General features: G+C 40.5%; 10 protein-coding genes and 1 pseudogene. 3 read left to right on the forward strand and 8 right to left on the reverse strand.

What is annotated here, in order from left to right; translation table 11 throughout:
* Positions 1-4: 4 nt before the first annotated feature.
* The gene (locus tag QUE46_RS14775) at positions 5-2,239 is read right to left on the reverse strand and encodes an ABC transporter permease subunit (protein WP_286245423.1); all 2,235 of its coding nucleotides are present in this window, start codon (positions 2,237-2,239) and stop codon (positions 5-7) included.
* Between the two features lie 684 nt (positions 2,240-2,923).
* Between QUE46_RS14775 and QUE46_RS14780 the strand changes: the two genes are divergently transcribed.
* From QUE46_RS14780 to QUE46_RS14790, 3 genes are all read left to right on the forward strand, one after another.
* Positions 2,924-3,430 (forward strand): glycine cleavage system protein R, encoded by a 507-nt coding sequence (locus QUE46_RS14780; protein ID WP_286245424.1) that lies wholly within the window; start codon positions 2,924-2,926, stop codon positions 3,428-3,430.
* A 175-nt stretch (positions 3,431-3,605) separates the two neighbouring features.
* Positions 3,606-5,693, forward strand: coding sequence for a polyphosphate kinase 1 (gene ppk1 / locus QUE46_RS14785; protein WP_286245425.1), 2,088 nt, complete (start codon positions 3,606-3,608; stop codon positions 5,691-5,693).
* On the forward strand, positions 5,686-7,173 hold the full coding sequence (locus QUE46_RS14790) for an exopolyphosphatase (RefSeq protein WP_286245426.1): 1,488 nt from the start codon (positions 5,686-5,688) through the stop codon (positions 7,171-7,173). Before ppk1 ends, QUE46_RS14790 begins: the two co-directional genes overlap by 8 nt.
* Positions 7,174-7,214: 41 nt before the next feature.
* On the opposite strand, the gene QUE46_RS14795 is transcribed toward QUE46_RS14790, so the two are convergent.
* From QUE46_RS14795 to QUE46_RS20300, 7 genes and pseudogenes are all read right to left on the reverse strand, one after another.
* A complete protein-coding gene (locus QUE46_RS14795; RefSeq protein WP_286245427.1) occupies positions 7,215-7,670 on the reverse strand; it encodes a hypothetical protein in 456 nt (151 codons plus the stop codon).
* Positions 7,671-7,849: 179 nt separating this feature from the next.
* Positions 7,850-10,972, reverse strand: coding sequence for an efflux RND transporter permease subunit (locus QUE46_RS14800; RefSeq protein WP_286245428.1), 3,123 nt, complete (start codon positions 10,970-10,972; stop codon positions 7,850-7,852).
* The gene (locus QUE46_RS14805) at positions 10,969-12,504 is read right to left on the reverse strand and encodes an efflux RND transporter periplasmic adaptor subunit (RefSeq protein ID WP_286245429.1); all 1,536 of its coding nucleotides are present in this window, start codon (positions 12,502-12,504) and stop codon (positions 10,969-10,971) included. The genes QUE46_RS14800 and QUE46_RS14805 overlap by 4 nt, the downstream gene beginning before the upstream one ends.
* A gap of 4 nt (positions 12,505-12,508) precedes the next feature.
* On the reverse strand, positions 12,509-13,831 hold the full coding sequence (locus tag QUE46_RS14810; protein WP_286245430.1) for a TolC family protein: 1,323 nt from the start codon (positions 13,829-13,831) through the stop codon (positions 12,509-12,511).
* Between the two features lie 263 nt (positions 13,832-14,094).
* Complete coding sequence (locus QUE46_RS14815; RefSeq protein WP_286245431.1) at positions 14,095-14,460, reverse strand: hypothetical protein; 366 nt, start codon at positions 14,458-14,460, stop codon at positions 14,095-14,097.
* A gap of 63 nt (positions 14,461-14,523) precedes the next feature.
* Complete coding sequence (locus tag QUE46_RS14820; protein ID WP_286245432.1) at positions 14,524-15,132, reverse strand: paraquat-inducible protein A; 609 nt, start codon at positions 15,130-15,132, stop codon at positions 14,524-14,526.
* 2 nt (positions 15,133-15,134) lie between these two features.
* Positions 15,135-16,400: pseudogene (locus QUE46_RS20300) on the reverse strand (EAL and HDOD domain-containing protein).
* Positions 16,401-16,499: the final 99 nt, after the last annotated feature.

Here is a 16,499-nt window from a genome sequence, read left to right on the forward strand (position 1 = left end):
CCACTTACATTGAGCTGTATTTTTCACGCAGTTGCTGACGAACAAACTCAGCCACTGTGTTGAAAACAAACGTGAATATGAATAGTACAAATGCTGCCAAGAACAAGATTCTATAGTGCGAGCTGCCTACTTCTGATTCAGGCATTTCTACCGCAATATTTGCAGCCAAAGTACGCATACCTTGGAAAATACTCCAATCCATAATTGGCGTATTACCTGTAGCCATTAATACAATCATGGTTTCGCCCACTGCACGGCCAAGCCCCATCATTACGGCAGAGAAAATACCTGGGCTTGCTGTTAGTAGCACCACACGAACTAGTGTTTGCCACTGCGTAGCACCAAGTGCAAGTGAGCCATTTGATAAGTGTTTAGGCACACTAAATACAGCATCTTCGGCAATCGAAAATATAGTAGGAATAACCGCAAAGCCCATCGCAATACCCACAACTAATGAGTTACGTTGGTCAAACGTCATACCAAGCTCGTTTGTTAGGTACTGACGCACATTACCGTCAAACATCCAAAGCTCTACTGTTTCGCTCATTGCAAACGATAGCCAGCCAATAAATAATACAACCGGTATAAGTAAAATAGAGTGTGACCCTTCAGGGATTTTATGGCGAATACTCGCTGGTAACTTAGTCCAACCAAGTGCTGTAGCTAATACCCCTAAAGGTAATAAAATCAGTAAGCCAACAATAGCAGGTAGGTGCTCTTCTATAAGTGGCGCTAACCACAGGCCTGCTAAAAAGCCTAATATTACTGTTGGCAGAGCTTCCATAATTTCTACGGTTGGCTTTACCACTCTACGTAATTCACTCGACATAAAGTAAGCGGTGTAAATAGCGGCTGAAAGCGCAATAGGTACTGCAAATAGCATGGCGTAAAGCGCTGCTTTTAAGGTACCAAACGAAATAGGAACCAAAGAAAATTTAGACTCAAAGTCATCACTTGCTGATGTAGATTGCCAAATGTAAGCAGGCTCTGGGTAACCTTCGTACCATACTTCCTGCCAAAGGGCAGACCATGTAACCTCTGGGTGTTCATTATGAACGTCTAATACAGTTAGTTGGTTATCGGCTAAAATAAGGGCTGCATTTGAGCGCGGAGCTATAGCAAAGTTTTTAATCTCACCCTCGCTGACTTTACCTTGCCAAAGTTTTGCCTCACTTGTGGTGTAATACACACCTAACTCACCGTTACTGCTTGTTGTGAAAAAAGTACGACGATAAAACTCAGTAAAAATATTCAGCTTGCTTTGTTTCGTTGTTTCAAACGAGCGAATTTTTTGATACTCGCGGCCGCTGTCTGTATTTACTTCAAACCACTGTGATACTTCGCCGTTATCGTTTGCCAGCATTAGTGAGTTAGCGCCAGCAAGTAGCTGCGCAGACACTAAGTTAGCACTTTCTTCGTTAGCCGAAAGCAGCTGAATTTGCTCTACTTCGCTTGGGTAGCGTGTATCGTAAACATAAATTTGATTGGCAGAGCGCACAAACGTACGCGTGGTGTCTGGCGAGATTAACAACTCATCAACACGGCCTTCAATATTAAGCTCAGTGCGCTCAACAACCCACTCCACTTCACCGGTAAACATGTTTTCTTCAGCAACAAAACTGCTGAATAAAACGCGCTTATCTTCAGTTAATGCAACAACGGCTGTTTTATCTTCATAGTGGCTAAACGCAAAACGCTTAATAGCGGCACCTTGTTCATCAACTTCAAGAGCCATTTCGCCAAGGGGGTAATCTAACCGTGGTGTTAACTTTCTTTGATTATTAGGAAAAGTAACTAAAAACTTAGGTGCAACAACAACCACTGAGCCATTTTCTAAACCAAACGCATAGTGCCCCTGAAACGGCGCACTGTTTGCAAAGCTTGATGCATCGCTAGGTAGATTAGCGCTTAATGTCTCGAGCTTTTTACCAAAGCTGCCATCTTGCACACTATAAAAGTCTACCTCGCCTTGCTGAGAGAGTAAAAATGCAACCTCAGTTTGCTCCTCAACACCTAAGCCCACAATTTGTTCAGCATTAGCAACGTTAAAACTGTTACGTTTCTCTACTTTTGCAGATTCAAAAATTGGTTGTACTACATAAAGAAGGTAAAAGAATATTAATAACAATGCTATTAATACCATTACTCCGCCTGCGGAAATACCCCACTTTGCAAACCGGTCTTTAAATAGACGGCTTCGATCCGTATTTAAAGTCGGCTTATTCGGATTGGAAGTCATCAAAACACCCTTTAATTCTGTCGTTGCATAAATTATATTTCATCAAGATGACAGTAATGTTACAGATGTAATAAATACCCGCCTAAATACTTTAAAATCAGTCCTTTTTTCTAATGATATCCCTTGTGTAATTGTTACTCACTGATATGCCACAATATAAGTTGATATAAAAAATAAAGGGCTTTAGGGCTAACTTTTAAGAAAAGTACCTATTTAAGTTTTTCAAACTCCTTTTCTCGGCGTCGGAGTTGACTAAGTTCACACATTTATAAAGCACTCCCTGCTAGCACTTTAATGGTTAAGTACAGTCGACAACGCCCAAAGCACAAAGCACAAAGCACAAAGCACAAAGCACAAAGCACAAAGCACAAAAACACTAAATATTATTGATCAAAAAGTGCAATACAATCGCACTTACCACCTAGAGTGCTATAAAATTGTTAATAAATTCAGTAAGCACAAATGGTTTTAAGGGAACTAATTTGTGCTTTTATTGGACAAACAATTTAACGCAGACAATACTAAATCTATGAGTAACGAACTAAGACTAAAACAATAAAGAGTCAAACAAGTAACAATAAAACAACTAGTTTTTATGGGTTTATATTACCCAGCACAATGATAAAACGTTATAAACACATAATGCCTATGCATTTACATTTTCAGGCTTAGAGAGAACTATTTATGAAGCAGTTGGTGATTACCATTTTAGGGCAAGACCGGCCCGGATTAGTAGAAAGCATTTCATCGGTTATCTTGCAAAATAAGGGTAACTGGCTGAGCAGTAATTTAAGCCATTTGCTTGGTCACTTTGCCGGTATTATTCAAGTTGAAGTGGGACATGAGCACTTTGAAGCATTACAAAACGCATTAAATGCCTTGCCTAAACTCGACGTGCGTATTGAAACTGGCAACACAGAAGTAGAGCCAAGCAACAAAGAACAAATAAACTTTGTCATTACTGGTAATGACCGCCCTGGTATTGTTCAAGAGCTGGCAAGTGTAATACGTCACAAAGGTGCTAGCATTACTCACTTAAACTCAAGGCAACAAAGCGCACCAAATTGGGGAGTGCCTATTTTTAGTGCCGTAGCTACTGTTACATTACCCAGTGGTATGAATAAAGAAGAAGTTATTGATGCGCTTGAATCAATTACCAGTGATTTAATTGTAGATATTGAAGAGGCATAACCCAAACGCCGTTGACATAAAAATGACATGGTAGTCATTTTTATGTCATCTAACTGGCGTATGTTTAACTAAAAAGGGCTGATTATTACTTTTATCGCTTTTTACATTGTAAACCTCATAAGCGCACGCATAGCCCCACATTAAATTTAAAGCATATCCTAATAACGGAATAGATATGAATGCACATATAAACCCTCCAAAAACGACTGAATATTTTGCTAAAGAATTAAGTTGGCTGTCATTCAACGAGCGTGTACTGCAAGAGGCAAAAGATAAAAATAACCCAATTATTGAGCGCATGCGGTTTTTAGGTATTTTCTCTAACAATTTAGACGAATTTTTTAGAGTGCGTGTTGCTGATGTGAAGCGCCGAATTTTATTAAATAAACTCCCCGATGCTAACTTTGAAGAAGATGAGATACTGCTTAGCGAAATACAAAAAAAAGTACTGCAGTTAGGAAAAAAATTTAACCACATACATCAGCAGGTACTTACCGACCTAAATCATCATAATATTCATGTTAGCCGCCCTGATGAGTTAAGTGAATTTCATTTAGACTGGTTAAAAAACTACTTTAATGAGCACGTTCTGCAACATACCTCTCCTATTTTACTAAACGAGAACAAAGACTACTCTGACTATATAAACGATACTATGACCTACTTATTCGTAGAAATGAGTGATGAAAAGAGTTATTACGCCATGCTGGAGGTTCCAACCGACAGGGTTGATCGCTTTATAAACCTCCCCCCAGAAAAAACCCGCCGCCATAAAACTATTGTGATGCTCGATGATGTGATCACTTACTTTTTAAACGATGTATTTAGCAGCTTTTTTTCCTATAACAGCATTGCAGGTTATGCAATAAAGCTAACCCGTGATGCTGAGTACAATTTAGATGATGAACTAGAAGCCGGTTTGCTTGATAAAATGTCTAAAGGGTTAAAACAACGTGTTTATGCTGAGCCAGTAAGGTTGGTTTACGATAATGCCATGCCTGAAAACATGCTAAAAGTGATGAAAAAGCGCCTTGGGGTCACACATCATGATGCGTTAATCCCTGGGGGGCGTTATCGTAACTTTAGAGACTTTATAGCGTTTCCTAATGTAGGACGGCAATATTTAGAAAACAAACCCCTCCCAGCATTGCAAAGTAGTGCATTTAGAAAACATGCCAGTGTATTTGACGCCATTAGCGAGCAAGATATTTTACTTTACTACCCTTATCATACTTTTAATCATGTACTTGAGTATGTGCGCCAAGCGGCCTTCGACCCTAAGGTTACGCAAATAAAGGTTAATATTTACCGTGTAGCAAGTAAATCTAGGCTGATTTCATCGTTAATTAATGCTGCTAAAAACGGTAAATTAGTAACCGTTATGGTTGAGTTAAAAGCGCGTTTTGACGAGCAAAATAATATTGAATGGGCAAAAGTGCTAAGCAGTGCAGGCATTAAAGTAATTTTTGGTATTCCAGCACTAAAAGTGCACAGTAAATTATGTGTGGTGCATCGTAAAGAAAAAGGTCAAATAGTAAAGTACGCTCATATTGGCACAGGTAATTTCCATGAAAAAACAGCCAAAATTTACACAGACTTTAGCCTATTTACTCGCCACACTGGTATTTGTGAAGAAAGCGACAGCGTATTCAGATTTATAGAAAGCAGTTATAAACCGTTCAAATTTGACTACTTAATGCTTTCGCCAATTAACGCCCGAGAAACGCTGCTTAATTTAATAGATAGTGAAATTGAGCATGTTAAAAATAATAAGCTAGGCAAAATTACTGTAAAAATAAATAACCTCGTTGATAAAGAGCTGGTAGACCGGCTTTATCTAGCTGGTCAAATGGGCGTTAAAATTAGAATTATTGTACGTGGCATGTGCTCGCTCATCCCTAGCGTGCCCAAACTTAGCGATAATATTAAGGTAATTAGTATTGTTGATCGCTTTTTAGAGCACCCTCGTGTCATGGTATTTAGTAACAATGGCGATGAAAAAATATTTATCTCCTCTGCTGATTGGATGACACGCAACCTAGATCATCGTGTTGAAGTAGGCGTTCCTATTTTGGATGTTAAGTTAAAACGCCTTATAGTTGATATTTTAGAGCTGCAATTTAAAGACCGTACTAAAGCACGCATTATAGATAGCGAACAAAAAAACGCATATGTAAGACGGGGTAACCGTAAAAAAATACGCTCTCAGATAGCAATTTACGACTACCTAAAAAAATGGGAACACACATATTATAATGAATGATCACCCTTCAATAGCCGCAGTTGATTTAGGCTCCAACAGCTTTCATTTAGTGGTTGCCCGAGAAGTAAACGGCACTTTGCAAATTTTGCATAAAGAAAAGCAACGCGTTTATTTAGCCGATGGCTTAGATGATAAATTTCGCCTAAGCCAAGCAGCAATAGACCGTGCTCTTGTTGTATTAAAGCAATTTGCTAAAACCTTACATGATTTCCCCGCAAGTAATGTAAAGGTAGCTGCCACATACACTTTTAGGCGCGCTAAAAATATTAACGCTTTTTTAGCCCAAGCTAGCGCTGTGTTTCCTTTTCATATTGATGTAATTGCAGGCCAAGAAGAAGCACGCTTAATTTATCAGGGCGTTGCACATTATGTTCATAATGAAGAAAACCGCTTAGTGATAGATATTGGCGGTGGCAGTACCGAGCTTATAATAGGTAAACATTTTAAGCATAAGCTTTTATCTAGTCGTAATATGGGCTGCGTTAGCTTTACAAAGCAGTTTTTTAGCGATGGAAAAATAACGGCCAAACGCTTTAACAAAGCGCAAATAAGAGCCGAGCAAGAACTTGAAGCGATTTTTTCTAACTATGTAAGCGAAAATTGGCAAACGGTTATTGGCACTTCAGGCACGATAAAGTCAATTTTAGCGATGATAAGCGCTGCAAATCCGCAACAGCCAAATATTACTTACGATGATTTGCTCACGTTAAAGCAGCAATTTATTAGCGCTAAACATATTGATAACTTAGTTATTGCAGGGCTTACACCTGAGCGCCAACAAAGTATATGTGGCGGTTTGGCTATTTTAATTGCGATATTCACTGAGTTTGCCATTAAAGAGCTTACCTACAGCGATTTTTCATTACGTGAAGGGTTGCTGCATGAAATGCAGCAAAAGCTGGCTGATAAAGACATTCGTTCAAACACAATAAATAATTTAAGTGAACGTTATACCGCCGATAAAGCACATGCAGTACGCGTTGCTGATACGGCTATTTGGTTGTATAAACAGTTAAAAAATGTATGGCATTTAGACAATAACGACGATATTGCTTTACTAACGTGGGCTGCAAAATTACACGAAATTGGTTTATCAATAAACTCATCAGGAATTAATAAACATAGCGCTTATATAGTTGCAAATAGTCAATTACCCGGTTTTACTCAGCAAGAGCAACTTATACTAAGCTCACTTATACGCTTTTACCGTAAAAAGATTAAACTTGCAGAGCTGCCAGAGTTTTTAACTATTTCGCAAAAGCATGTACTCAAACTGATTGTTATTTTGCGCTTAGCCATTTTATTTAATCAAAAGCGCCAAGTGAGCTTAAAGCCAGATATGGAAATAAGCGCCAGCAACTTAGGATTATTTATTAAGTTTGCTAATAGCTATTTGCAAGAACATACATTATTACAAGCAGATTTGGAGCAAGAACAGCTCTACCTAAAAAAAGCAGGTATTGAGTTTGAATGCGTTTAGCAGCAAAAAGCTCGCATAAAGCGAGCTTTTATTTGTTAGGCTTACATATCCATATGGCGGTTTGAGCTTTGCATCATTTGCTTAATACCCTGATTTTCAAGTTCTAAAATTTGCTCAAGCTTTTCTTTTCCATTTTCTGTCTCAGCGCGCTCTAATAAGTACTCGTAAAGTTCGATTACTTTTTTGTGCTGCTCAGAGAGGTAGTTTTGAATTACCTTTTCATCGAATTCTTGGTCTTTGCTAATATCATTAAATGTAATTAACTCGGGGTTGTCTGCAAAGTATTCGTAGCTGTATGTATCTAAGGTGTTGATTTCTGTGATTGCTTTAAAGCCAACTAAGTCTTCAGCTAACTTTTTTTCATAATTTAAATAATAGTCCACTAGCATCGCGTTACGTTCATCAAGTAACTCCTTAACGCTGTAAAAATTTGCCGCCATTTGTGTGTGAAATAAAACGGTCCAATCGTACACTTCTTTAATTGTTTTAACTTGCATGTGCATTCCTTACTAAGTTGACTGTATAAAGCATGGGTTGCGTAAACCGTGCCAATATAAACTCAATTAAAAACAATGCATTAAAAATAATAAAATAGGAGCTAGGCGGGTTATTTGGTACAAGTTACAAAATACGGGTAATTTTTATAGGGCAATACAAACTTGTATTGCCCCTAGCCCTATTGTGCAATATGCTGCTTTTTCCACAGTAAATACACCGCAGGTATAACCAACAACGTGAGTATAACTGCGCTTAGCATCCCGCCTACCATTGGCGCTGCTATTCTGCTCATCACTTCGCTACCGGTGCCGGTGCCGTATAAAACCGGTAATAAGCCAGCAATAATGGTGGCTACCGTCATCATCACAGGGCGTACTCTTAGCCCTGCACCTTGCATAATCGCGTGTTGTAGCGCTTGTAAGTTAAAAGCAGCCCCCGTTTGCTCGCACTGTTGGCGTTGCTCTGTATAAGCTTGGTTTAAATATACAAGCATTATGACACCTATTTCTACGGCAACACCGGCCAATGCAATAAACCCTACACCCACTGCCACCGAAAAGTTAAACGCTTCAAAGTACATTAGCCAAATGCCGCCAACCATAGCCAGAGGCAAGGTAGCAATAATAATAAGTACTTCACTTAGGCATTTAAAGTTAAGATATAACAGTATTACAATAATCGCGAGCGTAAGCGGGATCACATAAGTAAGCTTTGCTTTTGCGCGTTGCATGTATTCGTATTGCCCCGCCCAAGTAATTGAATATCCAGTAGGTAATTTTAGGTTATCGCCAAGCACTTGCTGAGCTTGTGCTACATAACTGCCAATATCAGTGTCTTTAATATCAATTAAGCTCCACCCATTTAAGCGCGCGTTTTCACTTTTAATACCGGTAGGGCCATCTTCAATAAATACTTTAGCAACATCACCAAGTGCAATATGCTGCCCTAGTGGCGTAATAATGGGTAATAATTTTAAATCTTCAGGCGAAGCACGAAAACTCTGCGGGTAGCGTAAATTTACCGGGTAGCGCTGTTGCCCTTCGATTGTTTCAGTCACGTTTGATCCACCAATTGCAGTGGCTACAACCTGTTGTATGTCGGCTATATTTAAATTGTACCGTGCTGCTTTTTCGCGGTTTATGTCCACCTTAATATAACGCCCTGTGGCTACACGCTCTGAATACACTGATGCTGTACCAGGCACATCCTTTAACAATTGCTCTATTTGCTGCCCGATGTTTTGAATTTCTAACAAGCTTGGGCCCCCAATTTTAATACCCACAGGCGTTTTAATGCCGGTGGCTAGCATGTCGATACGTGTTTTTATTGGCATAACCCACGCATTTGTAAGGCCCGGTAAGGCAACTAAGCTTTCTAATTCTGCTTTTATCTTCTGCTTAGTCATACCCTCTCGCCACTGAGATTTGGGTTTAAACTGAATAAAAGTTTCAATCATTGTCAGTGGTGCGGGGTCGGTAGCGGTATCAGCTCGCCCGATTTTACCAAATACAGTTTTTACTTCTGGCACTGAGGCTATGAGCTTGTCTGTTTGTTGCAAAATTTTTCGTGCTTCACCAATAGAAAGCCCTGGGTAAGTTGTTGGCATATACATTAAGTCGCCTTCATCCAATAAAGGAATAAACTCACTACCTATTTTGTTTACCGGATAAAAGCCAATAACCGTTACTATTAATGCAACGAACAACGTACTTTTTGGAAATTTAAGCACCGTGGCTAACAGCGGTTTATACCCTGCAACCAAAGCCCTATTTACAGGGTTTTTATGCTCAGAAATGACCTTCCCCCGAATAAAGTAACCCATTAACACGGGTACTAAGGTTATCGCTAAGCCGGCAGAGGCTGCCATTGCATACGTTTTTGTATAAGCAAGCGGGGAAAACATGCGCCCTTCTTGCGCCTCTAAAATAAATACAGGCATAAAACTTACGGTAATAATGAGTAAACTAAAAAATAACGCAGGGCCGACCTCCGTGGCCGATTTAGTCACTATTTGCCAACGGTTTTGCTTGGTTAGTGGCGTTTTTTCCATATGTTTATGCATGTTTTCTATCATTACGATAGCACCATCTGTCATTGCGCCAATGGCAATAGCAATCCCGCCTAACGACATAATATTCGCGTTTACACCTTGCCAATACATCACAATAAAAGCCATTAATATACCCATAGGCAAGGTTATAATAGCCACCAGCGATGAGCGCACATGAAATAAAAATACCACACACACTAAGGCAACAATAACGAGCTCTTCAATCAACTTTTTGCTCAGGTTATCAACCGCGCTTTTTATTAACGTGGAACGATCATAAACAGGAATTATCTCAACCCCTTCAGGTAGCCCTTGTTTTAATGACTCAAGCTTTGCTTTTACCCGAGAAATCGTTTCTTGGGCGTTTTCGCCATAACGCATAACCACAATGCCACCCGCAACCTCGCCTTCGCCATTTAGCTCTGCAATGCCGCGTCGCATTTGTGGGCCTAAACGTACATCCGCTACATCTCGTAATTGTAATGCACTTCCTTGGGCGTTAATTCCCAATGGAATGGCCTCTAAATCGGCGACACTTTTAATATAACCTGTGCTGGTTACCATGTATTCGGCTTCTGCCATTTCGATTACTGAAGCACCTGTTTCTTGATTACCTTGGCTAATTGCAGCTTGTATCAAACTAAGAGGAAGGCCATAAGCGCGTAACTTAATGGGGTCTACAACTACTTGGTACTGCTTTATCATGCCACCTACAGCGGCCACCTCAGATACACCTTCAACGCTTTGTAGTTCAAATTTTAAAAACCAATCTTGCAAGCTACGAAGCTGGCTTATATTGAGCTGGTTTGTTTTATCGACTAACGCATATAAATAAACCCAGCCCACCCCTGTAGCATCGGGCCCAAGTTGTGCCTTTGCACTTGCCGGCAAGCTGCTTTCAACCTGACTTAAATACTCTTGTACACGGCTTCGGGCCCAGTAAATATCGGTATTTTCATCAAAAATAATATACACATACGAGTCGCCAAAAAACGAAAAACCACGCACAGTTTTAGCGCCAGGCACAGACAGCATGGCCGTAGTAAGCGGGAAAGTAACTTGGTCTTGTACCACTTGGGGCGCTTGGCCTGGGTAGCTGGTTTTAACAATGACCTGTACATCTGATAAATCAGGAAGCGCATCAACGGGAGTCTGCTTAACACTGAAAATACCTGCGCCAAATACAATAATACTCAGCAACAATACAAGAAAGCGATTAACGACCGACCATCGAATAATAGCAGCTATCATAATGACTCCCCATGCATTGAATGATGAGGTGCGTCTTTATCAGTAAGGTGCTCAGCAATTTTGTTTATTACAAATTCACCGTCAAGAATGCTAAACGTAAAATGAACCTGCTGATGGGGGGAAAGCGCACTAATATCAAGCTCTTTAGCAAGTATAAAGTCCATAGTAGCAGGGCCTCTGTTCCATTTAGCAATAGCCTCTCTGCTAATATTAATAACTCGCTGCGCTGCGTTTATGTTATTTATGGTTCCCATTACTGTAGCTGTTTGAACCGCTTCAGCCTTGTCCATTTCCATGTCAGGCATGTCGCTCATGGCGTGAGTGCTTGGTGCGCTCATACGCTTAAAGTCTGAGTCTTTACTCGACTCAGAGTCTATTAAAAACTGCGCAGCGGTCACAACACGGTCTTCTTTGGTAATGCCCGATAGAATAGCCACCTCATGTTGGCTAATTTGCCCTACTTTTACCGCCACCGATTTAAAACGGCCATTGCCTAAGGCTAGTACTACTCGGTTTTGTGCGCCTGTACGAATGAGTGCTTGCTTAGGTATTACTAGTTGCGGTGAATCACTGTGTGTGTGAATACTTACCTGGGCAAACATATTAGGTTTAAGTAACTCCGCGGTATTTTCAAAACGCAGCCTTACACGTAGAGTACGGTTTTGAGCATTCAGCGCTGGATAAATGTAATCTACTACGCCCTGCCACTGCTTACCTTGAATGTAATCAAGTGTCATTGTAACGGGGAGCCCTTTGCTCACTAAAGCTGCTTGGCGCTCAAATACTTCTGTCTCTACCCATACTTGATCTAATTGAGCGATGCTCATCATTGAGGTGCCAGGCTTAACATAAAAACCCTCACGTATATTAAGCTCATCAAGCACACCGCTTTGGCGCGCGTAAAACGTAATGCTTTGCATCACTTTTTTATTTTTTTCTAAGCGTTCTATAAAGCCATCAGACACATTTAGCGATTCTAAACGCGCTTTGGCAGCCCGGATCAATACGCTGTTTTTTCTATTTACTGCGAGTAAGAATTCTTCTTGCGCGTTCACAAGTTGAGGAGAATAAAGCGTGTAAAGAGGCTCACCAGCACTCACGGGCTCCCCTTGCGCTTTTACAAATAAGGTTTCTATCCAGCCCTCTACGCGGGGGTGAATATGGGTTAACTGATCTTGGTTGTATTGCACATAACCTATTGTATTAATATCGCTTTGTAGTGTTTTAACTTGCACTTTACTGGTTTTAACGCCTAGGTTATTAACCACTTCAGGCGATATTTTTATAGTACCTGGGCTGTCGGTTTCAGCGTTTGCGTACACAGGTACCAGCTCCATCCCCATTGGCGATAACCCTGGTTCATCGCGCCTATAATTACTGTCCATTGGCGCAACCCAATACAGCGGCTTCGCTTTTTTATTATCAGCGGCCGTGGCTAAGTGCTCAGTGTCATCAATCAACCAGCGATTAGCAATAAACATTAATGCAGCGCCAATAAGCAGCGCTACAAGGTATTTTAGGTTAGTTTTCATTGTTTTATCCTTGTAACTCAGCCATTACTAGCGAGTCTAAGCTGGCTGCGTAATAATTTAAGCGAGCAATTGTAATGTGCTTATCTATTTGAATATTAAGGGCGTCTATTTTGGCGTTTAGCTCACTAATACGCGCGCGCATAACATCAGAAAAGTCGCCATCGTCACGGGTGTACGCGTTTAAAGTAGCTTGAGCTTGTTGCGACATTTGCGGTAATAACGTGTTTTGGTAAAGCGTATTGCGTTGCTCAATTCGCTCAAGCTGGCTAACCTCTTTAAAGTACTGTCCTTTTAGGTTTTGTAGCGCCACGCGTTTGTCGGTTTTAATGGCCTCAGCATTAGCAATAGCCGCATTAACTTGCTGATCTTGTCTGTTGTCGGTAAATAAAGGTAAATCAATACTCACCCCCACCGAAAGCAAATCAGCACGCGATTCACCGGCTTGGTTATCAGCACGGTAGCCATAACCCATATTTACGCCAAGTTGTGGTTTATAACTTTGTTTAGCAAGGCTCACTTGTGTGCGTTTAGCGGCTATACGTTGATCTATTGCCACCATAGAGGGATGCGCCATAAGTAACTTAATGAGCTCATCAAGGTCTAAGCTATTAAATTGTGCAAGCGGAGCTGGCGCTGCAAAAGCCTGGCTTAATGGTTGGCTTAATATGTTCTGTGGTAACCACTGGGCTAACCCTTGTTTAGCGGCGTCTAGCTGCTGCGCTAATATAATCAGTTTATCTTCAAGGCGCGTCAGCTCCAATTGTGCGCGAATAATATCTTGTTGGCGGGTTTTGCCTAAACTACTGGAGTAACTGGCTTCGGTAACTTCAATTAGCTGGGTAAACAATGCTTTATCTTGTTCAATTAACGCAATACTTTGCTGCGCTCTGTAGGCATTTAACCACAGTTCCATCACCCTCGCTTTTACTTGCGCCTTTCGCTGCGCCCTCAGCCACGGCTGCTCAAGTGCCTCTTCTTTTATTGCTTGTTGGCTAAGTGCCAGGCTATTACCACGGCTAAAGCTTTGGCTTATACCCAGTTTTAACTGCGTCATATTTTCTTGATCAAATGCAAAACCATCTACGGGTACGCTTTGCAAACCTATGCTTAATACGGGGTCTGGCAGAGTACCTGCAGCAATACTTTGCGCTGTGGCGGCGGCTTGCTTTTGCTCACTGGCGCTCAGCCACGGCTCGTTATTGAGCGCTAAGTTTATGGCATCCGTTAAATTAAGGGTGGGTACTTTTGCTATGGCATCACTATTAAGTACAGCACCAAATAAGGTGGCGCTCAGTAATACAGCTTTAAAAATTACAGTGCGAGTCATTGCCTGCTCCATCTAAAATTAAAAATAAAAATCTTAAATTAACAAGCAGAACAGGCGCTTTAAGCGAATATAGCTAAATTGCACTCATACCAATGGTGTTGAGTTATTAATTATTTATAGCGACAGTTAAATACAGCGATCACAAGGCATAAATATCGGCATGTAGGTATTCTACATGAGAGGTTTATAACGCTGTTAACGCTTTATTTGCCACGCTAAATGACTAAATAATCAAGTCGATTGGTATCACACCTATCCTGCGTTTAAGCAAACATAGGAGGGCGATATAAGGTATTACTAGGTGGGGAGGATATACCGCTATTGAGCTGGGTAACTTTTTCACTCAATAACGAAAAAGCATTAAATAAGCCCGGGGACGTTAAAATAGAGCTGCTTCCACAGCCATTTATTGGGCAATGACAATCATTTTGAATATCTGCTTCATCACTGCAGCAATCCATTTCCATCATACCTGTATGCAATTTACTCTCGCTCATTACATGTGTGGCATGCTTTGCTGATAGGCTCATATGTGGCATTTCGCACTGCTGATTTACAGACGCAACGGCTTGCCCCACAAACGTAAGTAGTATCACAACAACGAGTAAATTTGAGTAAAAACGCTGCAAAACAAAGCCTATTAAGTAAATTACCTAGTAATAATATTTGAGTTATTGAGCTAACTCAAATAATTAATTTTCTTTTTTAGGCGGGGTAATTAAGCTACTCGCTAAAATAGCAAAAATACAATAAGCACTAAAATACCAAAACCCCTCGCCAAACGTGCTATGCATAATTAGTAAATCGCTACTTTGGCCATGTGCATTGCCTGCCAAATAAGTCACTATTAACGCAATAACAAACACATCCACCATGCTCCACTTGCTCAGTGCGCAAATAACCACACCTAACTTATTTTTAAATCCGCTGGCCGACAAACAGCAATACAGTAGTTGCAGCAATAACTTTAAGCTTGGGATCACAATAGAGAATAACCCAACTAACGCCGCTACAAATAAATTATTATTATTAGCTAGCTCGTTTACGGTTCCCCAAATACTTTGTGTTTTGCTATACGCGTTTATTTCACCCTCTAATTTATCAAGCCCTAACATGCTAGAGAACATCATTAACATACTGCGGGTACGGCCATCGCCTTCCTCAGCCAGCATTTCGATACCTGCTTTGGCGAGTTGCGATTTATCAATGTTGCCCTCAATCGATAATACAGGTTTGGTAACACCAGGAAATAACAGCCCTAATGCAACCACAACACTTAAAATAGATATCCAATTACGCATATTTACTCTGCAATAGCCTCAATAATTTCATCACTATACAACAGTGCATCAAGAACATAATTAAAAATATGCCCTATATGCAAATCACTGTTTATTGCTGGCATTAGTATCGCTATTTTATCCATTTCATCTAGTTCAAACGCCCTAATAAGCGCAAGGCTTTGCCCTAAAATGCCATCATTGTTTAATAATGCCTGGGCAATACTTTTATCCAGCGAAAATTCTTTAACAATAGCTTCAAGGTCTGTATCTAAAATTGCATCCATTACCGAAAACAGCCCAACCAAATAGCCTTGACCAACCAGTGCCGCATGGTTTTGCCCTAACAATAGCGCAATAAACTGCGCTCTGGTTAAGGCAAGTTTTGTGAGTTCTGTGGGTTTATCGGCGCCTAATTCGCTCAGCGCTAAAACGCGAACTAGCTGCCTGATGCTATCCTCTCCTAAATACACAACCGCTTGCGATATAGAGGTAATGGTTAATTTAGTACTGCCCGAACGGGCGTTCGCTAATTTCAATACTCGCGCTGTAATAGCCACATCTTTGGCTACTTGCTTTTGTATTTCATCAAAGCATAAAGATTCTTTTGCCGTAAAGCGCAGTAAATCAAACACAATCACCTTACCCGGCTCCACATCTTTGTAAGTAATCATCTCTGGTCGAGCAAAAAAGTAACCCTGAAATAAATCGCAACCGGCTTGTTTTAACGAATGAAATTCGTGCATGAGTTTCTATGCGCTCAACAATAATTTTTGCATGCGGATTAGCGCGTTTAATTTTTTTATGCGCATATTGGTTTTAATGATTACATCGTCCATTTCAATTTTGATGTAATCAACATGTGCAAGTAATGGCGCCCACTTATCGTCCCCATCGTAATCATCTAAAGCAAACTTGTATCCCTGTTGCTTGAGCGCTTTCACGCGCTGAGTTACCTCAGCTATTTTGTTCGTACGCTCAACGATTTCTAACACGCAATTTTGCGGCACTAATAATTTAGGAAAGTTTTCTAAAATAGTGGCTGAGGAGAGGTTAATAAACGCTAAATGATGTGCTGTAAGTTTATCTGGCCCTAGCATCATCAGTGTATTAAAAAATAAACGACTGGTTGCTTGCTCATCAGATGTTCCCACTGGAAATGCGTTATGTGCTGAATCGCGATAAAGTAGCTCATAGGCAAACACATTCTGTTGTGCATCAAAAATAGGTTGCCTTGCAACAAACTGCGTTAGCTTTTGCCCGTTCTGAAAAATATTTGTGGGATTCACTTAATAAAAACCTATCTTATTTGATGTTGTTTATTACAATTAGGTTATACACTGTAATTCAACTGCTATGAAGATTCTAGAATCATTGCAAACGCGGCA

Origin of the sequence: Pseudoalteromonas sp. MM1 (assembly GCF_030296835.1) — a bacterium.
Lineage (GTDB): Bacteria > Pseudomonadota > Gammaproteobacteria > Enterobacterales > Alteromonadaceae > Pseudoalteromonas.